Below are 18,059 nucleotides of genomic sequence, written 5' to 3' on the forward strand. Positions count from 1 at the left end.
AGTGGCGGGTATGGCCGTTCGACGGGGGTTCGTGACACAGGTCGGGATGGGGTACGAGGAGGCGTTCGCGCGCGCCGACGAGTACGGGCTCGACTTCGTGGAGCTCATGATGGACGGCGCGCACGAACGGACTCGCCTCGACCCGGAAGCGGTGCGCGAGTCGGCCACCGACCACGACCTCGACCTGCTGGTGCATCTCCCGTTCGCGCTCGATATCGCCTCGCCGTTCGAGCACGTCCGCGAGGGCGCGCTTCGGGAGCTCCTCGCGGCGATCGAGACCGCCGTCGACTGTGGGGCCGAGAAGGGCGTGGTCCACGCGAGCACGTCGGCGTGGTCGGCCGCGTGGGACCCCCAGGAACTCCGTCCCAACCTCTTCGAGACGGTCCGCGAACTCGACGAGTTCGCCCGGAGCCACGACTTCGCGGTCTGTGTCGAGAACGTCCCCGGCGACTTCCTGCCCGCCGGGTCGTTCCCCGACCTCTTCGAGGCGACCGAGGCCCGGATGACGCTGGACACCGGCCACGCCAGGATGAACGGGCTCGGTTCGGGAGAGATGGCCGACCTCCTCACGACCCACGGCGACCGGGTCTCACACATCCACCTCAACGACACCCGCAAGCCCGCCGACGAACACCTCCCGTTCGGCTCGGGCACCATCGACTTCGAACGGGTTCTCGAACCGCTCTCGGAGGGCTGGGCCGGCACGCTCTCGCTCGAAGCCTTCACCACGGAGTGGAGCTACATCGAGACCAGCGTCGACCACCTCGACGCGCTGCTTGCCTGATCAGTTCTTCAGCCCGGTGCCGGTGAGCGGGACGACGACGTCGTCCTCGTCGTCGAGAACACCTCGGTCGCGGTACTCGGTGAGCGCGGCGGTCGCCACCGCGCACGTCGGTTCGACGTTGAAGCCCGCGCGACCGAGGCGGTCGTGTTCGCGGTCGGTCGCCACGGCGTCGATGGCGATCGCGTCGCCGTCGGTCGTTTCGATCGCCTCGTGGATCTCGTCGGCTCTCACTGGCTCGCGGATGTGGATGCCGTCGGCGAGGTCGTTCTCGTCGTTCGTTTCGGAACTCGCGATCGGGTCGTAGCCGGTCGCCTGTGCGCCGAGCAGTCGTGGGACTTTTCGTGTCCAGCCCGCCTCACGGAGCGCGCGGAAACCGCGATAGGCCCCGAGGAAGAGGGTGCCGTGACCGAGCGGGAGCACGACCGCGTCGGGGACCTCCCAGTCGCGTTGGGCCGCGACCTCGAAGGCGAAGGTCGCCGTGCCGACGAAGAACGCGGGGTTCCAGGCGTGGCTCGCGTACCAGCCCTCGTCTTTTCCTACTGCGTCGATGGCGGCGGCGGTCACGTCCTCGCGCGAGCCCTCGACCCGGCGGAGGGTCGCACCGGCGCGCTCGATCGCCCGGAGTTTCGCGGGTTTCGCGTCCGCCGGGGTGAATATCTCGGCGTCGAGACCCGCGCGGGCGGCGTAGGTCGCGATGGCCGTACCGGCGTTACCGGACGAATCCTCGACCACGCGCTCGGCCCCGACTTCGAGGGCGCGCGAGACCGTGGTGGCCGCGCCGCGGTCCTTGAAGCTCCCCGTTGGCGAGACGTATTCGAGCTTGAACGCGCAGTGCCAGTCGGGCGCGTCGACCAGCGGGGTCCAGCCCTCGCCGAGGGTCGCGCGTTTCTCGACCGGGAGGAACTCGTCGAAGGTCCAGAGCCCGTCACGAGCGTCCAAGTCAGTGAACGCGGGCGCGGGGCGGTCGGGGAGCGGGCGGTCGGCGAAGTCGAGCGGGTGGCCGCAGGTGCACCGCCAGCGGTCGGCGTAAGTGGTGCCGCAGGCGGGACACCGGAGGGTCGCGGGCATGGCGACGTGACGGGATCGGGTGACCAGTAGCTGGCGGTTCGGAGCGATTGCGGCGGCAGTGGCGGGGCGGTCGCGGTGCGGCCGCCGCCGGGCAGTGGCCGTGTGGTTGCGGTCCCTGGTGGATGAAGGGCGGAGCGCGTGAGCGAAGCGAATAGCGAACGAAGTGAGCGCGCGCGGAGGGCTTCGGCGGTGCTGTGCGGTGGCGGTTGCGGGAGTGAGTAGTGATCGTACCGCGAGCGAGTGGAACGAGCGAGCGGGCCGACGACTGACTGAAAGGAAGGAGGAGGCTTTTGATCCACATTTTGCCAGGGAGCGAACGAAGTGAGCGACCGCAGCAAAAGGTGGGTGTCTAAAGGTGGGTGAACCACTCGTCGTGGTCGTCGGTGCGGCGCTCGACCAGGTCGAAGAAGGCCGACTGCAGCTCCTCGGTGACGGGGCCGCGCTCGCCGGTGCCGATGGCCGTGTCGTCGACCGAGCGGATCGGGGTGATCTCGGCGGCGGTCCCGGTAAAGAAGAGTTCGTCGGCGGTGTAGAGCTCGCCGCGGGAGATCGAGGCCGAGTCGTCGACGTCGTAGCCGCGTTCGCGCGCGAGCGTGACGACCGATTGGCGGGTGATCCCATCCAGAATGCTCTCGGCGAAGCCCGGCGTGTGGATGGTGCCGTCGCGAACCAAAAAGAGGTTCTCGCCGGGGCCCTCGGCGACGTTGCCCTCCTTGTTGAGCACGATGGCCTCGACGTAGCCGTTTCGCCGGGCCTCCTCGCCCGCGAGCATCGAGTTGACGTAGAGACCCGTGGTCTTGGCGTTGGTCGGGATCTGGCTCGACGCGTGCTTTCGCCACGAGGAGACCATCACGTCGACGCCGTTTTCGAGCGCCTCGTCGCCGAGGTAGGTGCCCCACGGCCAGCACGCGATGGCGGTCTGCGTCGGGCAGTCCTGCGGGCTCACGCCTAAACTATTGTAGCCGTAGAAGGCGATCGGCCGAATGTAGCACGATTCGAGGTCCTGGCGCTCGATGAGTTCGAGCGTGGCCTCGGTGAGCTCCTCGCGCGAGTGGTCGATCTCCATGTCGTACGGCTTCGCGGAGTTGTAGAACCGGTCGAGGTGTTCGTCCCACCGGAAGATCGCCGGGCCCTCCTCGGTGTCGTAGCAGCGGACGCCCTCGAAGACCCCGGAGCCGTAGTGGAGGCCGTGTGTGAGGACGTGGACCTGCGCCTCGTCCCAGTCGACGAACTCCCCGTCCATCCAGACCGTGTCGACGTCCATCTCGTCGAATCCCATACCCGTAGTTGGGGAGGGGGTGGTTATGAGTGTTGACGATGTGCCGTGTGACCGGGAGCCGAGCGTTACGAGCCGTCGAATCGGTCCACGAGACGCGACCCCTCGACGTAGACGAGGTCGTTGTGGTCGGCGTAGGCGCGGGCGTCGGCGGGCGAGAGCGCCCCGCCCGAGTCGTCGAGCATCTCACAGACCACGACCGCCGGCGGGCGTTCGGCGGCCGCGGCGAGCGCGAGGCCGAGTTCGGTGTGGCCGCGGCGGTCCGTCAACAAGCCGGGTGCGCCCCGCAGGAGGTGGACGTGGCCGGGCGCACGGAACTCGGCCGCGAAGTCGAACTCGTCGGGCGCACTCGCGGCCCGCGAGAGCGCCGTGATGGTCGTCGAACGGTCGTCGTCGGTGATCCCGGTGTAGGTGTCCCGATGGTTCACCGTGAGCGAGAACGACGACCGGTCGCCGTAGCTCAGGGTCTCGCCGCTGGCGACCGGATGGTCGATGACCTCGCGGGCGAACGGGAGGTCGAACGCGCGAGCGACGGCGTCGGAGACCGCGACGCAGACCAGCCCGCCGGCGTCGTTGCGGAGGCGGGCGACGGCCGCGGGTGTCACGGCACCCGCGGGGTAGATCAGGTCGGTCTCGCCCTCGCGGTCGGCGGCGTCGTGGATCAACACCGGCTCGCCGGCCTCGAACGCCTCGATGGCGCGCTCGACGGGGTCGGCGTGGTCGGTCGAGGGCTCGGTTCGCGACATCACGACTCGGCCTCGATCCGGACCGTGACCCGGTCACCGTCGTCGAGGTCGAGCGCCTCGCGGAGCTTCGCCGGCGCGATGAGTTCGAGCTGGTCCTCGTCGTGGTGGGTGCGCTCGGGCGCGATGACGTGGGCGGGGTCGTACTCCCGGCCGTCGGCTTCGACGGTGGCGGGATAACAGAAGGCGGGACCGTACGTCCGGTCGTCGTCCTCCCAGCCCTCGATCTCGACCGGATCGACCGAGTCGAGGCCGGTGCGCTCGCGGGTGCTGTCCGACACCAGCGAGACGTTGAGGGTTCCGAGGAACGGTTCGTAGCCGAGCCGTGGTTCGAACTGCTCCATGTAGCCGGGGAGCGAGATGTAGTGGCGGCCCTCGCCCATTCCGCTGGTGACCTCGCCGTCGAGTTCGATGGTGGTTTCGCGTTCGAAGATCCGGCGGTAGGCGGCGTACTCCTCGTGGAGCGCGCGCTCGCCGGCGTCCGTGACCGAAACCCACTGCCCGTCCGAGACGGTCTCGCGGTCGAGGAGGCCGAGGTCGTCGAGGCGCTGGAGCCGGCGCGAGGCGGTCTGGTTCGAGGCGTCGAGATCGGCCGCGAGGTTCGCACACGAGACCTTGATCTCGCCGTCGAGCCCGCCACGGAGCGCGAGCTGTTTGAGGGTGGCGAGCTCGTCGTTTCCGACCGCCGCCTCGGTTGCCGTCGACATGGGTCGAAAGAGGTGGTCGCCTCGGATAAGCGTGCCGAACGCGTGATCCGTTCCATCGGCGTGACGGTTCGGGACGGGATCCGGTACCGCGGCGGCCGAACGGCTCCGAACCCAACACGCATTTAGCGACGGCCGGAAAACCCGATTTCATGTTCCTCTCGCTCCGAACGGAGGTCACGGAGGCGCTCTCGGGCGCGCTCGCTGCGCTCGACGTGCCCTCGGCCGACCTCGGTATCGAGGAGCCGCCGGAGAACGTCGACGCGGTGTTGGCGTCGAGCGCGGCCTTTCGGCTCGCCCCCGACCTCGAAGCGCCACCGCCGGCGATCGCGGGTCGACTCGCCGAGGCCATCGATCCGGCGGGATACGAGTACCTCGAATCGGTCTCAGTGGCGGGGCCGTACGTCAACTTCCATCCCAGCGACGCCTACTACGAGGACACCCTTCGGGCGGCGGGCGACGACGAGTACGGACGGCTCGAATCGACCGACGAGCGCGTCGTGGTCGAACACACCAGCGCGAACCCCACCGGACCAGTTCACGTCGGGCGGGCACGCAACCCGATCATCGGCGACGCGCTGGCGAACGTACTGGATTTCGCCGGCGACGACGTCGACCGCCACTACTACGTCAACGACGCGGGCCGACAGATGGCGGTGTTCACGTGGGCCTACGAGACCTTCGACGAGGACGAGCTCCCGGAGCCCGAACGCGACGAGGCCGACTACGACCTCGTACGCTACTACCGGAAGGGCAACGAGCTCCTGGAGGAGGGCGACGAGGCCGAGGTGGAGGCCGCCGAAGCCGAGATTCAGTCGATCCTGCAGGGTCTAGAGGAGGACGACGAGGCGACCTACGAACGCGTCGAGCGGGTCGTCGACACCGTCCTCTCCGGGATGCGCGGGACGCTCTCGCGGCTCCCCGCGGAGTTCGACGAGTTCGTGAAGGAGACGCGGTTCATGCGCGACGGGAGCACGAGCGAGGTCGCCGAGCGTCTCCGCGAGATGGACGAATCCGTTCTGGAGGAGGGGGCCTGGCAGCTCGACCTCTCGGAATTCGGCTTCGAGAAGAAGCTCGTCTTCCTCCGGTCGGACGGCACCTCGCTCTACACAACCCGCGACCTGGCCCACCACGAGTGGAAGCTCGCGAACTACGACCGCGCCGTGACCGTCGTCGGCGAGGACCACAAACTCCAGGCCGACCAGCTCGACCACGCGCTCGACATGCTCGGCAACGACACGGATCGTATAGCACACCTGCTCTACTCCTACGTCAACCTCCCCGAGGGGAAGATGAGCACCCGCGCGGGCACCGGCATCGACCTCGACGACCTGCTCGACGAGGCCGTCGGGCGGGCCCGCGAGGAGGTCGAGAGCCGCCTCGACGACCGGATCCGCGACGACGACCTCTCGGGGGACGACGTCGAGCGGATCGCCCGCCAGGTCGGGATCGGCGCGGTGCGCTACGACATCGTCTCGAAACAGCCGACGAAGGCCATCACGTTCGAGTGGGATCGGGCCCTGAACTTCGAGGCCCAGAGCGCGCCCTACGTCCAGTACGTCCACGCGCGAACGTGTGGGATCTTGAGCGAGGCCGACGCGGATCCGACGACGGACCTCGACGCGAGCGCGCTCTCGACCCCCGAGGAGCGGGCGCTGCTCCGCGTCGTCGCGCGATTCCCGGCGGTGGTCGAGCGCGCCGCCGACGAACTCGCCCCCCACGTCGTCGCGACCTACACCCGCGAGTTCGCCGAGACGTTCAACGCCTTCTACCGCGAGTGTCCGGTGCTCTCGGCCGACGACGAGGTCCGCGAGGCCCGGCTGGCGCTCGTCGCTGCGTCGCGGAACACGGTCGCGAACGCCCTCTCGCTGCTCGGGGTCGCCGCGCCGGAATCGATGTAGGACTACCCGTTCCGATCCCGGTCGAACGCCCCCGAGAGCCGACCCATCACCCGCGAAACACCGGATTCGGTCGTCTCTGACGTCGTCACGATCGAGCTGTCGGCGAACGCCTCCTCCCCGCTCGGTTCGTCGCGGTCGGCGAGCGCCGACGCGAGGCGACGATAGGCCTCGGCCGCGTAGCCCTCGGGGGCCGTCCGAACCAGCGGCTCGTTTCCCACGTCGGACGACTCGGGAACCACCGCGAGCGTCTCGGTGCCCAGCCGTCGAGCCACCCCGGAGACGTCGGTCTCGTCGGTCGCATGGGTGAGCACCGAGCCGACGACCGTCCCGCCCGCCCGCTCGGCGAAGCCCGCGGTCTTTCGCGCGTCCGCGATCGCCACCGGGTCCGGGGTGGTCACGAGCACCACGCCGTCCGCCACGCCGAACGGCACCGCGTTCTCGTGGGTCAGGCCCGCACCGGTGTCACAGACCACGAAGTCGGCGGCCGCGGCGAGCGACTCGACGACCCGCCGGAGCTCGCCGGGGTCGGCGGCGGCGAACGAATCGAGCGAGCGCGAGCCCGGCACCACCACGAACGACGGCCCCTCCGCCGGTGGCGTGCGCCGCGGCCCGTCCCCGTCGATCCAGACCAGCGCGTCGCCGAGGGCCGCCTCGCCCGCGAGCACGTCGTGGACCGTCGGGCCGTCCTCGGTACCCACGAGGCCGCCGAGGTTCGCCATCGCGAGGTCGGCGTCGAGGACGACGGTATCGTAGCCGGCGTCGTGGAGCGCCGCGCCGAGGTTGACCGCCGACGTGGTCTTGCCGACGCCACCCTTCCCGCTCGCCAGCGCGTAGACGCGTCCCGCCATGCGCCGAGCTATCGGTCACGAGGGATATAAACCTGGCCGCGGGGCGAACCACGCGTTCGGGCGGTCAAAGGGTACTTACCACCGAAGGCGGTAGGATCCCCCAATGAGCACCCAGCAAACAGAACAATCCGACCGGAAAAAGTACGAGTTCCGGCGGCTGATCGAGGACCTCAAGGAGTACGAGGGATCAGGAACGCAGCTCGTCAGTCTCTATATCACGCCCGACGAGAAGATCTCCGACAACGTCGCCCACGTCAACGAGGAGTACTCGGAAGCCTCGAACATCAAATCCAAGCAGACCAGAACCAACGTCCAGGACGCCCTGAAGTCGATCCGCGACCGGCTCCGCTACTACGACACCTTCCCGCCCGAGAACGGGATGGTACTGTTCAGCGGGGCCATCGACACCGGCGGCGGCCGAACCGAGATGGTGACCCGCGTTCTCGAGAACCCGCCCCAGCCGATCCAGTCCTCGCTGTATCGGTGTTCCTCCGAGTTCGTCACCGAACCCCTCGAAGCGATGCTCGCCGACCAGGGCCTCTTCGGACTCGTCGTGCTCGACCGGCGCGAGGCCAACGTCGGCTGGCTCCGTGGCAAGCGGATCGAACCCGTGAGTTCGGCGTCGTCGCTCGTCCCCGGCAAGCAGCGAAAGGGTGGTCAGTCCGCCCAGCGGTTCGCCCGCCTTCGACTGGAGGCGATCGACAACTTCTATCAGAAGGTCGCGGGGATGGCGAACGACCTCATGGTGCCGGAGCGCCACGATATCGACGGCATACTCGTGGGCGGGCCCTCGCCGACGAAGGACGAGTTCCTCGACGGCGACTACCTCCACCACGAGCTCCAGGACAAGGTCCTCGGGAAGTACGACGTCTCCTACACCGACGAATCGGGACTCTCGGACCTCGTTGACGCCGCGAGCGAGACCCTCGCGGGCCAGGAGGTCATCGAGGACAAAAACCAGATGGAGGAGTTCTTCGGCGAACTCCACGGCGGGAACCTCGCGACCTACGGCTTCGGCGCGACCCGCGAGAACCTCATCCTCGGGTCGGTCGACCGCCTCCTGATCTCCGAGGACCTCCGCCAGGACGTCGTGGCCTACGAGTGTCCGAACGGCCACGAGGAGTTCGAACTCGTCGCCCCGCGAGCCGAGACGCCGACCCACACCTGTGAGGAGTGCGGTACGGAGATCGAGGAGGGCAAACGCGAGGACGCCATCGACCACCTCATCGACATCGCGGACAAGCGCGGCACCGAGACCAAGTTCATCTCCTCGGACTTCGAGAAGGGCGAACAGCTCCTCGACGCGTTCGGCGGGATAGCGGGCATCCTGCGGTACTCGACGGGCGTCTAACCGACGGTCGCCCGAGGGCGAAGGTGCTGGAGCAAACTATTTATTCCACCGCGCGGAGGAAAATACAGCGACCATGGTTTCGCCCGGAACACTCACAGCCCTCACGGCGCTCGCGGACGGGTCGACGGCGGAGTACGAGCCGTCGATCGATACCGATACCGGCGATGTCGGCTACCCGGCGGCCGAACGCCACCTCAACGACGACGACCCCGGGGCCTACGAGGTGCTCGAATCGTTGGCCCAGCGCGACATTCTGGAGAAGACCTTCGTCGAGAAGGTCTACGTCTGCCCGAGCTGCGACGCCGAGGGGATGCAGTACACCACGGCCTGTGGCGGCTGTGGCTCGGCCTACACCGTCGAGACCGACCTGTTCGAACACCTCGCGTGCGGGCACATCGCCCCGCGCGACGAGTTCGAGGTCGGTGCCGAGGAGTACGTCTGTCCCGGCTGCGAGGTGGAACTCGAAACCCTCGACGAGGTCGAGCGCGGGACGAGACACGTCTGTCAGGACTGCGGGTCGTACTTCGAGACCCCCGAACACGCCCTCCGGTGTCGCGAGTGTAGCGAGGTCTTCGCGCCCGAGGACACCATCGAACGGGTGCTCTGTCGGTACAGCCTCACCGACGGCGGCCGCCAGTGGGTCGACGCCCAGCTCGCCGCGCGCGAGTCGGTCGTCGAGATGCTCGAAGAGCGCGGGTTCGAGGCCGAGGCCGACACGACCGTCCACACCGACGCCGGCGACCACCCCGTCCACGTCTACGCCGAGGACATCCTGCTCGACAGTCGGATCGTGGCGTCGATCCACGAACGCCCCGTGGAGGCGGACGCGCTCCACCTCCGCGACGTCGCGGCGGCGGTCGACGCCCGCCCCTTCCTGATTACCACGCTGGGGTCGGTCGGGGCCGGCGTCGAACCGGTGGCCGAATCGGCCGACATGCGGATCCTGAGCGCCGAGACCGACGGCGGGCTCCGGAACGATTACCAGGTGACCGAGAACCCACGGCCCTCCCAGTCGCTGATGCAACGGATCGCCTCGGCGGTCAGACAGCCGTAGCCTCACGCCCGGAACTGCGACACCTGCCGCCGCCGCCCGTCGAGGTCCACCCGCGCGTCGACCCCCGGGTCGGCCGCGAGCCGATCGAGCACCAACAGCGGGTCGGCCCCGGCGCGCTCGACCCGTTCGAGCAGCGTCTCGATCGCCGACCGGTGGAGCGCGAGCGAATCGAGCGATCCGAGCACGAGCGCCATCGGTATCGCGGCCGCACCCGTCGGAAAGGCGTCACCCACCCGCGCGAAGTCGGGCTCCGGGTCGGCGTCCGCGGTCGGGTGGAGCCCGAGGCAGGTCGGACAGAGCGCGAGCACCTCGTCGTCACCGGGCGCGAGCTCCCGATACTCCTCCGGGACGGCGAACGCGACGGTCTCCTCGCCACAGTCGGGGCAGTCCATGGGCTCGGAACGGTGGGGGCGGTGAAAAGCATCGAGCACTCGCGTCGGCGGCCGATGAACGCGTTTTTGCCCCCCGATCCCGTACCCCGCCGGAATGGATCGTCGAGCACCGTCGACGCCGGCCGCCTGGCTCGGGCTCGCGGGCGGCTGTTTCGTGCTCACCGTCGTGGTCTACTTCCGATACGGCTTCGTCGCCGGATTCTTGCCCCTCCTCGGCGGCGTCTACGCGTCGCGGCGGTGGCTCCTCGGTCGGACCGTGGCGGCCTCGCGCGCGCACGGTGGCAACGAGACGGGGCTGCTGGCGCGGTACGACGTCGACACCGACCGCGAGTACACCGCCGACGAGCAGGCCACGATGTTGCGCGAGATCCGCGCCGACTATCGCGGCAAACACCGCCTCTGGGCCGGGCTAGCTGCGGGCTGTCTCGCGGTCGCGGCCGCCGCGGCGGTCGTCTCGGTCGTGCTCGCCGGCTGTACCGCCGTCGTCGCCGGCTACTGTGGGCTCCGCTGGTATCGGGTTCGACGGGCGCTCGGGGTGCTCGATGGGCGGCTCGAAACGCTCGAAGCCACGTCCTCGACCCCCGAGGGCTCAGAACCCGACCTGTGAGCCGATCACGTAGACCCACATCACCGCCAGCACCGCGAGCGCGACCAGGATCCGGTACTCGTCCGGTTCGGCGATCAGTTCCATACGGGGATCGATACCGTCGGCCCGCTTAGGCCTTCGCACCGTTCGTCGGTGTCGACCCGAAGGAAGGGACGGGTTCGGTCAGGGTGCGAGCCCGAAGAACTGGGCGATCGAGACGACACCGGCGATCGTGAGGAACGACCCGGCGACGACGAGCCCGAGGTCGAGCTTCCAGCCGCCCTGCAACTCGGGAGGGAGCGCGGTCTTCTCGGCCCACAGCATCGCCCAGCACCACAGCCCACACCCGAACACCCCGCCGAGCAGCGATGCCGGGGTGACGATGCTGATGGCGTCGAGGTCCGACCAGAGCAACACGAGCGCGACCCCGCCGGCGTAGACGACGGTTATCGTCCGGGCCAGCCCCAGGCGGTCGCGTTCGAGCCGGCGGATCCGGGCGGAGAAGGGTTTGAACGATTCGAGCCACGTCCAGGTGTAGCCCTCCCAGACGGCGTAGAGCGACCCGAAGATGGCGAAGAACACCCCGACCTGCCAGAGGATCGTGAGGCTCGGGTCGATGTCGGCGAACCACTGGGCTTGATACTGGAACAGCTGGAAGTCGGCGGGCACCAGCTGTGCGGTGTTGAGACTCTCAGCGCCCAGGATCATCGCCGCCGCGGTGAAGAAGGTGATCGCGACGAACGCGATCACCACGTCGATCTGTGGGGCCTTCAGCCACGCCCGGCCGCGTTTTCGGTTCTCCTCGCTCGTGTCGATCGGGACGGTCTCGCCGCTTTCGAGCCCCCGAACGAACCGCTCGACCTCGGCGTGGTCGGACCGGCCGAGCATCCCCCAGCCTCGTCGCTTGGCGTAGCCGACGTAGCCGACGTAGTCGTAGACCCCGCCGCCGACCGCACCCATGTACGTCACGACCTCGACCCAGACGGGCCGCTCGGTGATCGTCGGGTAGTTCTCGACCACGAACGAGGGATAGCCGCCCGGGAGCGAGGGGATCAGTCCGCCGAGGATCGCTATCGGCGAGGGGAGCGAACTCACGGTCAACACGAGGATCGCCGCCGAGAGGAACGCCACGATCAGGACCTGTACACGCTCGACGAGGTCGTAGCCGCCGAGGATCGCGAGCGCCGCCGTCACCAGTATCAGGACGGTGCCGACGACCGCGAAGTTGGTCTCGTTCTGCCCGACGCCGAGCGTCCAGGTCACGATCTGCCCGAGGAACTCGCCGTAGCCCGCGATCCAGGCCGGGAAGGCCGCGATCGATATCACCCCGATCAGCAGCGGAAACCAGCCCCGCGGGCCCGGCAGCTTCGCCCATCGGGAGGTGACGTGTTCGCCCGTCAGGGTGTAGTACCGGATCCCGGAGTAGGCCACGACCCCCTTGACGAGCCCCGCCCAGACCAGCGTCCAGAGGATCGCGTAGCCGAAGACCGCCCCGCCGCGCGGCGCGAACAGCACCTCGCCGGAGCCGAGCGTCGCGGACGCCACGACCGCGCCCGGCCCGAAGTACGCGAGGAGTTTGAGCCAGTTCCCCCGCCGGCCCGCCGTGAGCTCCGTCGGCGGTTCGGGATAGTCGTAGGACCGCTCCTCCGGCCCCTCCTCGCCATCGGTCGCCGTCCGCCCTGGATCAGTCGTCATCGATCGTCCACACGGACACCGGTCGGTGGGACCGTATAACGTCTTCGTGATTCGTCCGGATCGTCACCGATCTCCGGGCCGGAGATCGATACTATCGTTATTTGTGAAAGTATCTTGTGCAAACAACACTTCGGTCCGTGCAGGAGGGGCGAACGGTGGCACGCGCCCTGTGCTCCGACGGCGACCGTCAGTAGTTCAGTAGAGCGAGAGATCGCCGGTCACGCGGTCGACGACGCGGTCGTCGCCCGGGCCGACCGCCAGCGCCGTCACGGTTCCAGGATCCAACTGGGTGTGTCCCGCATCGCGGATGACGGCGTGGGGTAGTCCCTCGCGCTCGGCCCGGTCGGCGAGCTCGAACAGCGTACGCTCGGCGTCGCCTTTCAGTACCACCTTCTTTTGTCCTTCTCCCTTCCACTTCGTCCGGGTCCGTCGGTCGGCGTCCTCGTAGGCCGACAGCGAGGCGTGAGCGACCTGGGCGGCGAGCTTTCCCTTCCCCATCCCGATGTCGGTGCGCGCGACGATGGCCTGTTTCATGTCCGGATCCGGGCGGCAGCGAATAAAGGACTGCCTACTCGGGCGGTGGTGAGCGGAGGAACCGTTCGGGTGGGAGTCGGCCTACTCCTCGCTGCGCTGGTTAAGTTCGTTGACGAGGGTCTCGGCCAGCTCTTGGAGGTCCTCGTCGGACATCGCATCGAGGTCGCCGAGCGCGCCCGACTCGTCTTCGTCCTCGTCCGAGCCGCCCGCGACCGAATCGAGGGCGCTCGTCACCCGCTCCGCGACGCTCTCGCCGGCCGACTCGTCCTCGTCCGGTTCCGCCTCGCTCGACTCGTCGGTTTCTTCCTCCTCTTCGTCAGCCTCCTCTTCTTCATCCTCGTCCGATTCGTCCGATTCTTCCTCCTCGTCCTCGTCGGTTTCGTCCCCGTTGCTCCCGAGGAACGACCGTTCGATCCGGTCGCCGATCGAGCTTCCGACCCGCTCGCCGACGATCCCGCCGATGAGCCGGAAGAGCGTCGTGGCTACGCCCATTAGCTCGCCTCCGGGGTCGAGAACGAGGGCTGGTTCCGCTTCGGGACGCCGTCCGGTCGCTGTTGGTGTCTGGTCATGGTTGAGTTTCGTCGGCGAACCTGTCGCTCGATAGGTCGATATGGCCGGGTCGATCGTATAACTGCGCTGCTTGCACGGGCGTGGATGCCCCTCTCGGGGGTCGAAGTTGGTGTCACGACTCAGCCGTCCTCCAGTTGGCCCGGGTCGTCGGTCGGTCCCTCGGAGAAGCGGGCGTCGGTGAGTTCGTCGCCGGCGAGCGCGCGCTGGCGCTGCTGGCGGTCCCACTCCTCGAAGATGCCGTACTCGGTCATCGTCGCCATCCCGGCGAGCGCCGCCCGGAGCTTGAGCCCGACGAGGGGGATGTCGGCGACGCTGATGATGGCGTCGGCCTCGATGACCGCCCCGTCGCGGAGGATGACGTCGAGGAGGTCGACGATGACGTCGTCGTCAGCCCGCTTCGGCTCCATCCTCACCCCCGATGGCCGGCGCGAACGAGTACGGCGGCCACGGCCCGGTGAACCTGACCTCGACCCCGGACTCGGCCGCGACCTCGTCGAGCAGGTCGCCGAGGTCGTCCTCGCGGTCGGCCGGCGCGAGCACCGTGAACCGGGCCTGGGTCTCCATGCCGTCGTCGCCGGCGTCCTCGTCGTCAAGCGTTGTCCGGTCACCGAGTTCGGTGACGTTGCGGACGACCGATTCGAGCCGCTCGCGGAGCGCCCCCGCCCGCTCGTTCCGGCGTTCGCGTTTGAGCTCGCGGAGCCGCTGGTCGTACTGTTTTTCGAGCATGAACGCGGTGCCCGAGCCCGCGTCGGCGATCTCGGTGTCGAGCTCCCCGAGCCGGTCGTCGCTGGTTTCGAGGTCCTCGACCAACGCCTGCTCGTCGCGCCGGAGTTCGATCCGGTACTCCCAGTGGCCCGCGACCGCGTCGAGGTAGTCCCCGACGGTCTCGCGCTCCTCGCGGACCCACTCGCGCACGCTCTCGTCGGCCCCGGTCACGACGGTGTCGAACTGGAAGGGCAGCGGGGTGTCGAACGCCTCGCCCGCCTCGTCGACCACGCGCTGGTGTTGGAGCACCCACGTCCGCACCACGTCCATGTCGGCGGTGTCGTAGAGGGACTCGCAGTCGTGAACCACGACCCCGATGTCGTCGACCGCGACCAGCCGCACGGGCTCGTCGTCGACGCCGGTCGCCGAAAACTCGGCCTCGCCGCCCAGCCGCACGGCACAGTAGAGGTATCGTCCCTCGTCGAACTCGTCGGTCTCGTCGGTCTCAGACACCGTCGATCACGCCCCGTTCGTCGCGGGGTTCGTCGGCACGCTCGACGAGGTCCCTGACCAGCCCGTCGAGTTCGCCACGGAGGTCGTCGACCGGCTCCTCGATCCCCTCGTCCTGCTTGATGTTCTCGATCTCGGTTTCGAGCGCCGCCAGCTGCGAGCCCAGCCGCTCGATCTCCTCGTCGGTGAGTTCGCCCGACTCCATCCGGCGGATCGCCTCGCGTTCCATCGCGTCCACGAGGAGTTCGACCACCGTCACCACCAGGGTCATCAGCCCGTCGCGCGCCTGGTCGCCGTCGACGTCAATCGTCGTCATTGGTCTCCTCCACGACTTCCTCGGGCTCTTCGGGCTCTTCGGTCTCACCTTCCTCGTCCGCTTCGTCCTCCTCGTCCTCCGCATCCGATTCCGGTCGCGAGCGGATCCCGGGCTCGCCCTGGTCTTCGAGTTCGCCGGTGGCGTCGGTGACCTCCTCGCCCACCGCGTCGATCGTGGTCTGCTCGGAGTCCGTCTCGTCCGGGAGTTCGGACCGCCCGGAGGCCGCCTCGACCCGTTCCATGTCGGTGCCGTCCGGGAACTCGAGGCCGTACTCGGCGGCGGTCTCGAACGAGGCGATCGCGGCCCGGAGCTGGACCCCGAGGAGTTCGGTGTCGCCGATGGAGACCACGATGTCGGCGTTGATCACGACCCCCTTGTCGAGCAGCATCTCCACCACGTCGGCGAGGCTGTCGCTCTCTCGCGTTGGACCGCCGCTACTCATCGTCGGCCTCCTCGTTCCGGATGCCCTCGAATCGCGAGCCGTAGAGCCGGGGGTGGTTCGGCGCGTTCGAGTGGCGCGTCTCGGCCGGCACCGTCGAGTAGCCCGTCGAGGACCAGCTGCCGGTCTTCCAGCCCGCGGTCATCGTCGAAACCGCGGTCGGGTTCCGGGAGGAGGGCTGTCCGATGTCGCCCCCGGTCTTCTCCTCGATCTTCTCGTTCGCGGTCTCGCGCGCCTCCTTGACCTGTTCGCGCGTGTCGAGCACGCTCTCGCGGAACTCCCCGATCGCGTCGCGGAGCTTCGATTGGATCGTCGCCTGGGCGGCCGCCTGCTGTTCGGCGAGCGAGGGGCCGTCGGCCGACGACGTGCTCTCGGCCGGTCCATCGTCGGACGAACCCAGCATCGACGAGTCGTCGGTCCCCGATCCGTCGTCGGACAAACTCAGTATCGAGGAGTCGTCGGTCCCCGATCCGTCGTCGGACGAACCCAATATCGAGGAGTCGTCGGTTCCCGATCCGTCGTCGGACGAACCCAATATCGAGGAGTCGTCGGCCTCCGAGTCGTCCATATCGTCGTCGGTGACGTCGTCGGTGGCGCTCTCGAGCTCCTCCTTGTTCCGGATGAACTCACGGAGGTCGACCGAACTCAGGAGCTCGTTGAACTCCACGAGCGAGGCGAGCTGGGTGAGTTCGACCGCTCGCTGGGGTTCGGCGTTCGCGACCGCCGCCGGGAGTTCGCCCGCGTCGACCGCCGCCGGGAGCTCCTCGAGGTCGATGGCGTCGGGGAGCTCGCTCATGTCGACGGTTTCGAGGAGTTCGCCGGTCTCCTCGATGACGTTCCCGAGGTCCTCGATGTCCTCACGCGCCTCCGAGAACGCGAGGTCGCCGTTCAACACCCCGAGGAGCGAGTCGATGTCGGTCTCGACGCGTTCGACGAGGTCGCCCGTCTCCGGCAGCTCGGGGAGTACGTCCTCGGTCTCGTCGGGTTCTTCGCTCCCGTCGGATCCCTCGGCCTCCTCGTTCGCGTTCCGCTCCGAGGCGTCGAGCGCGGAGTCGAGTTTGTCGGCGGCCTCGGCCATCCGCTCCTTCGATTCGGGGTCGCTCATGTGGCTCCCTCCGCGACGAGCCGAACGTCGAGCACGCCGTTGTTGAACGACGCGTCCGTGACTTCGAGGTCCCCACGCGGGAGCGAGACGCGTTCGAGAACGACCGATTCCGTCCCGACCACGAGGGTTTCGCCGGACGAATCGACGCCCGCCGCGAGGTCGCGCGGGTCGACGTCGGGGAGGTCGAGCGTGACGATACAGCCGTCGTCGGTCGGGTTCACGGACGCCGCGTAGTCGGTCTCGACCTCCGGGTCGCGCGACTGCGACTCGTCACGTCCGGGCCCGATTCCGACGTCGAGCCCGTAGTCGAACCGGGTGGAGCCGCTGCGGCCGCTCCCGGTCGCGCTCCGGCGTCGCTGGTTCCGTTCGTCCATGTCGGCGATGGTCTCGAACAGCCCCGACAACACCGTCCGGACGAACCCCGATCCACCGGCGTCGCTTCGTTCCGCGTCATGGTCATCGGATGTCATTATCGTTTCACCTCAACCTTGCTCGACAGCGTCTCGCGCGCCTCGCGCGCGACGTCGAGCTGTGTCCGCAGCTCGTCCCGTCGTTGCTCGTACGCCTCGTTCGAGCGGTCGCCGATCTCGAACAGCAACCGGTTCTCCTTCAGCTCGTCCTGTATCCCCTGGATGTCGTAGAGCTCCTCGATCGCCATCGAGTGAATGACGTTCGCGACCGAGACGATCGGGCGCAGGAGGAGGTCGTCGAGGATGAACACTATCGCTGATTCCCCTGTGCACCGATCTCGATGTCCACGAAGTTGTACGGCGGCCACGGGCCGGTGTACTGGACCGTGAGGACATCACCGTAGTCGTCGGTGACCGCGTCCACCGCCTCGTCGAACGCGATCCGCTCGTCGCGGTCGACGAGATACGACCGGTTCATCACGAGCCGGTCGCTGAACCGGTCGTTCTCGGCTTCGTTGACGCTGGCCGTCGTGAACCGCTCGACGGCGTCTGCACGGATCGCGTCGGCGTCGACCGAGGCGTCCTCGTCGGCGACGAGCTTGACGCCGAACTCGAAGTAGCCGTCGATCTCCCGGAGCGCCTTCGTGAACGCCCGCCGGCCGCCCCGGAGCACGTTCTTGAGCGCGCGGCCGTTCTTGAAGACCGACCCGAACTGCATCGGCACCACCGTTCGTCCGCCGTCGTCGAGCAACACGGTCTGGAGGACGTCGTCGTGCGCACGGGCGTTCTCGTCCGAGAGCTCGGGGTCCATCGTGTCGATGTCGGTCACGACGGCCGCGAGCGGGCCGTGGCTCACCGTGTAGGCGCTCGTCGCGCCCGCGACGCCGTCGACGTCGAACTCCAGCTCCTCGTTCTCGACGACGCCGTAGGCATAGAGATTATCGCTCATGATGGGACGGCGCACGTACCACTCTGGCGCGCCATATCATAGTATCAACGGTCGTGCTAATAGGCGTGTCGCCAGCACGCGCAACCTCTCGCGGGACGGAGTTCGGTTTCCCAACCCCC

22 protein-coding genes are annotated in these 18,059 nt (G+C 68.3%); 5 read left to right on the forward strand and 17 right to left on the reverse strand.

The window, feature by feature from the left end; genetic code table 11:
- Positions 1–10 precede the first annotated feature (10 nt).
- Positions 11–784 (forward strand): sugar phosphate isomerase/epimerase family protein, encoded by a 774-nt coding sequence (locus tag C447_RS14435; protein WP_007695193.1) that lies wholly within the window; start codon positions 11–13, stop codon positions 782–784.
- On the opposite strand, the gene C447_RS14440 is transcribed toward C447_RS14435, so the two are convergent.
- From C447_RS14440 to C447_RS14455, 4 genes are all read right to left on the reverse strand, one after another.
- A complete protein-coding gene (locus C447_RS14440; protein WP_007695194.1) occupies positions 785–1,852 on the reverse strand; it encodes a pyridoxal-phosphate dependent enzyme in 1,068 nt (355 codons plus the stop codon).
- Positions 1,853–2,201: 349 nt separating this feature from the next.
- Positions 2,202–3,131: a branched-chain amino acid transaminase gene (locus C447_RS14445; protein WP_007695195.1), complete on the reverse strand. Its 930-nt coding sequence runs from the start codon at positions 3,129–3,131 to the stop codon at positions 2,202–2,204.
- 65 nt (positions 3,132–3,196) lie between these two features.
- Positions 3,197–3,874 carry a 3,4-dihydroxy-2-butanone-4-phosphate synthase gene (gene ribB, locus C447_RS14450; protein WP_007695198.1) on the reverse strand — a complete coding sequence of 226 codons (678 nt, stop codon included), beginning with the start codon at positions 3,872–3,874 and terminating at the stop codon, positions 3,197–3,199.
- Positions 3,874–4,578 (reverse strand): DUF120 domain-containing protein, encoded by a 705-nt coding sequence (locus tag C447_RS14455; protein ID WP_007695200.1) that lies wholly within the window; start codon positions 4,576–4,578, stop codon positions 3,874–3,876. Before C447_RS14455 ends, ribB begins: the two co-directional genes overlap by 1 nt.
- Positions 4,579–4,727: 149 nt before the next feature.
- Between C447_RS14455 and argS the strand changes: the two genes are divergently transcribed.
- Positions 4,728–6,476, forward strand: coding sequence for an arginine--tRNA ligase (gene argS, locus C447_RS14460; protein WP_007695202.1), 1,749 nt, complete (start codon positions 4,728–4,730; stop codon positions 6,474–6,476).
- 2 nt (positions 6,477–6,478) lie between these two features.
- Here the strand turns inward: argS and C447_RS14465 are convergent, their stop codons facing one another.
- Complete coding sequence (locus tag C447_RS14465) at positions 6,479–7,324, reverse strand: P-loop NTPase (RefSeq protein ID WP_007695204.1); 846 nt, start codon at positions 7,322–7,324, stop codon at positions 6,479–6,481.
- A 103-nt stretch (positions 7,325–7,427) separates the two neighbouring features.
- Here C447_RS14465 and prf1 point away from each other — a divergent pair, with 103 nt between their 5' ends.
- Together prf1 and C447_RS14475 are read left to right on the forward strand one after the other, a co-directional pair.
- Positions 7,428–8,675 carry a peptide chain release factor aRF-1 gene (gene prf1, locus C447_RS14470; RefSeq protein WP_007695205.1) on the forward strand — a complete coding sequence of 416 codons (1,248 nt, stop codon included), beginning with the start codon at positions 7,428–7,430 and terminating at the stop codon, positions 8,673–8,675.
- Positions 8,676–8,748: 73 nt separating this feature from the next.
- Positions 8,749–9,729 (forward strand): TackOD1 domain-containing metal-binding protein, encoded by a 981-nt coding sequence (locus C447_RS14475; RefSeq protein WP_007695207.1) that lies wholly within the window; start codon positions 8,749–8,751, stop codon positions 9,727–9,729.
- 2 nt (positions 9,730–9,731) lie between these two features.
- On the opposite strand, the gene C447_RS14480 is transcribed toward C447_RS14475, so the two are convergent.
- Positions 9,732–10,121, reverse strand: coding sequence for a DUF6276 family protein (locus C447_RS14480; RefSeq protein ID WP_007695209.1), 390 nt, complete (start codon positions 10,119–10,121; stop codon positions 9,732–9,734).
- 94 nt (positions 10,122–10,215) lie between these two features.
- Between C447_RS14480 and C447_RS14485 the strand changes: the two genes are divergently transcribed.
- On the forward strand, positions 10,216–10,728 hold the full coding sequence (locus C447_RS14485; protein ID WP_007695211.1) for a hypothetical protein: 513 nt from the start codon (positions 10,216–10,218) through the stop codon (positions 10,726–10,728).
- A gap of 162 nt (positions 10,729–10,890) precedes the next feature.
- On the opposite strand, the gene C447_RS14490 is transcribed toward C447_RS14485, so the two are convergent.
- The 11 genes from C447_RS14490 to C447_RS14540 all read right to left on the reverse strand — a co-directional run bounded on the left by C447_RS14490 (position 10,891) and on the right by C447_RS14540 (position 17,940).
- Positions 10,891–12,402: an Nramp family divalent metal transporter gene (locus C447_RS14490; RefSeq protein WP_007695213.1), complete on the reverse strand. Its 1,512-nt coding sequence runs from the start codon at positions 12,400–12,402 to the stop codon at positions 10,891–10,893.
- Positions 12,403–12,597: 195 nt separating this feature from the next.
- Complete coding sequence (gene pth2 / locus C447_RS14495; protein ID WP_007695214.1) at positions 12,598–12,936, reverse strand: peptidyl-tRNA hydrolase Pth2; 339 nt, start codon at positions 12,934–12,936, stop codon at positions 12,598–12,600.
- An 81-nt stretch (positions 12,937–13,017) separates the two neighbouring features.
- Positions 13,018–13,428 carry a hypothetical protein gene (locus C447_RS14500; RefSeq protein ID WP_007695216.1) on the reverse strand — a complete coding sequence of 137 codons (411 nt, stop codon included), beginning with the start codon at positions 13,426–13,428 and terminating at the stop codon, positions 13,018–13,020.
- 197 nt (positions 13,429–13,625) lie between these two features.
- Positions 13,626–13,913 carry a gas vesicle protein GvpM gene (gvpM, locus tag C447_RS14505; RefSeq protein WP_007695218.1) on the reverse strand — a complete coding sequence of 96 codons (288 nt, stop codon included), beginning with the start codon at positions 13,911–13,913 and terminating at the stop codon, positions 13,626–13,628.
- On the reverse strand, positions 13,894–14,724 hold the full coding sequence (gene gvpL, locus C447_RS14510) for a gas vesicle protein GvpL (RefSeq protein ID WP_007695220.1): 831 nt from the start codon (positions 14,722–14,724) through the stop codon (positions 13,894–13,896). Before gvpL ends, gvpM begins: the two co-directional genes overlap by 20 nt.
- A complete protein-coding gene (gene gvpK / locus C447_RS14515; protein ID WP_007695223.1) occupies positions 14,717–15,037 on the reverse strand; it encodes a gas vesicle protein GvpK in 321 nt (106 codons plus the stop codon). The genes gvpL and gvpK overlap by 8 nt, the downstream gene beginning before the upstream one ends.
- The gene (gvpJ, locus tag C447_RS18825) at positions 15,024–15,479 is read right to left on the reverse strand and encodes a gas vesicle protein GvpJ (protein ID WP_007695224.1); all 456 of its coding nucleotides are present in this window, start codon (positions 15,477–15,479) and stop codon (positions 15,024–15,026) included. Before gvpJ ends, gvpK begins: the two co-directional genes overlap by 14 nt.
- Positions 15,472–16,581 (reverse strand): hypothetical protein, encoded by a 1,110-nt coding sequence (locus C447_RS14525; RefSeq protein WP_007695225.1) that lies wholly within the window; start codon positions 16,579–16,581, stop codon positions 15,472–15,474. Before C447_RS14525 ends, gvpJ begins: the two co-directional genes overlap by 8 nt.
- Positions 16,578–17,051 (reverse strand): gas vesicle protein GvpH, encoded by a 474-nt coding sequence (gene gvpH, locus C447_RS14530; RefSeq protein WP_007695227.1) that lies wholly within the window; start codon positions 17,049–17,051, stop codon positions 16,578–16,580. The genes C447_RS14525 and gvpH overlap by 4 nt, the downstream gene beginning before the upstream one ends.
- Positions 17,051–17,302 carry a gas vesicle protein GvpG gene (gene gvpG / locus C447_RS14535; RefSeq protein ID WP_007695229.1) on the reverse strand — a complete coding sequence of 84 codons (252 nt, stop codon included), beginning with the start codon at positions 17,300–17,302 and terminating at the stop codon, positions 17,051–17,053. The genes gvpH and gvpG overlap by 1 nt, the downstream gene beginning before the upstream one ends.
- The gene (locus tag C447_RS14540; protein ID WP_007695231.1) at positions 17,302–17,940 is read right to left on the reverse strand and encodes a GvpL/GvpF family gas vesicle protein; all 639 of its coding nucleotides are present in this window, start codon (positions 17,938–17,940) and stop codon (positions 17,302–17,304) included. Before C447_RS14540 ends, gvpG begins: the two co-directional genes overlap by 1 nt.
- Positions 17,941–18,059: the final 119 nt, after the last annotated feature.

Origin of the sequence: Halococcus hamelinensis 100A6, from assembly GCF_000336675.1 — an archaeon.
Lineage (GTDB): Archaea > Halobacteriota > Halobacteria > Halobacteriales > Halococcaceae > Halococcus > Halococcus hamelinensis.

Bases quoted from the DNA above. Each gene is read 5' to 3' on its own strand.
- C447_RS14435 (WP_007695193.1), top strand. From the start codon at position 11: ATGGCCGTTCGACGGGGGTTCGTGACACAGGTCGGGATGGGGTACGAG.
- C447_RS14440 (WP_007695194.1), bottom strand. From the start codon at position 1,852: ATGCCCGCGACCCTCCGGTGTCCCGCCTGCGGCACCACTTACGCCGAC.
- C447_RS14445 (WP_007695195.1), bottom strand. From the start codon at position 3,131: ATGGGATTCGACGAGATGGACGTCGACACGGTCTGGATGGACGGGGAG.
- ribB (WP_007695198.1), bottom strand. From the start codon at position 3,874: ATGTCGCGAACCGAGCCCTCGACCGACCACGCCGACCCCGTCGAGCGC.
- C447_RS14455 (WP_007695200.1), bottom strand. From the start codon at position 4,578: ATGTCGACGGCAACCGAGGCGGCGGTCGGAAACGACGAGCTCGCCACC.
- argS (WP_007695202.1), top strand. From the start codon at position 4,728: ATGTTCCTCTCGCTCCGAACGGAGGTCACGGAGGCGCTCTCGGGCGCG.
- C447_RS14465 (WP_007695204.1), bottom strand. From the start codon at position 7,324: ATGGCGGGACGCGTCTACGCGCTGGCGAGCGGGAAGGGTGGCGTCGGC.
- prf1 (WP_007695205.1), top strand. From the start codon at position 7,428: ATGAGCACCCAGCAAACAGAACAATCCGACCGGAAAAAGTACGAGTTC.
- C447_RS14475 (WP_007695207.1), top strand. From the start codon at position 8,749: ATGGTTTCGCCCGGAACACTCACAGCCCTCACGGCGCTCGCGGACGGG.
- C447_RS14480 (WP_007695209.1), bottom strand. From the start codon at position 10,121: ATGGACTGCCCCGACTGTGGCGAGGAGACCGTCGCGTTCGCCGTCCCG.
- C447_RS14485 (WP_007695211.1), top strand. From the start codon at position 10,216: ATGGATCGTCGAGCACCGTCGACGCCGGCCGCCTGGCTCGGGCTCGCG.
- C447_RS14490 (WP_007695213.1), bottom strand. From the start codon at position 12,402: ATGACGACTGATCCAGGGCGGACGGCGACCGATGGCGAGGAGGGGCCG.
- pth2 (WP_007695214.1), bottom strand. From the start codon at position 12,936: ATGAAACAGGCCATCGTCGCGCGCACCGACATCGGGATGGGGAAGGGA.
- C447_RS14500 (WP_007695216.1), bottom strand. From the start codon at position 13,428: ATGGGCGTAGCCACGACGCTCTTCCGGCTCATCGGCGGGATCGTCGGC.
- gvpM (WP_007695218.1), bottom strand. From the start codon at position 13,913: ATGGAGCCGAAGCGGGCTGACGACGACGTCATCGTCGACCTCCTCGAC.
- gvpK (WP_007695223.1), bottom strand. From the start codon at position 15,037: ATGACGACGATTGACGTCGACGGCGACCAGGCGCGCGACGGGCTGATG.
- gvpJ (WP_007695224.1), bottom strand. From the start codon at position 15,479: ATGAGTAGCGGCGGTCCAACGCGAGAGAGCGACAGCCTCGCCGACGTG.
- C447_RS14525 (WP_007695225.1), bottom strand. From the start codon at position 16,581: ATGAGCGACCCCGAATCGAAGGAGCGGATGGCCGAGGCCGCCGACAAA.
- gvpH (WP_007695227.1), bottom strand. From the start codon at position 17,051: ATGACATCCGATGACCATGACGCGGAACGAAGCGACGCCGGTGGATCG.
- C447_RS14540 (WP_007695231.1), bottom strand. From the start codon at position 17,940: ATGAGCGATAATCTCTATGCCTACGGCGTCGTCGAGAACGAGGAGCTG.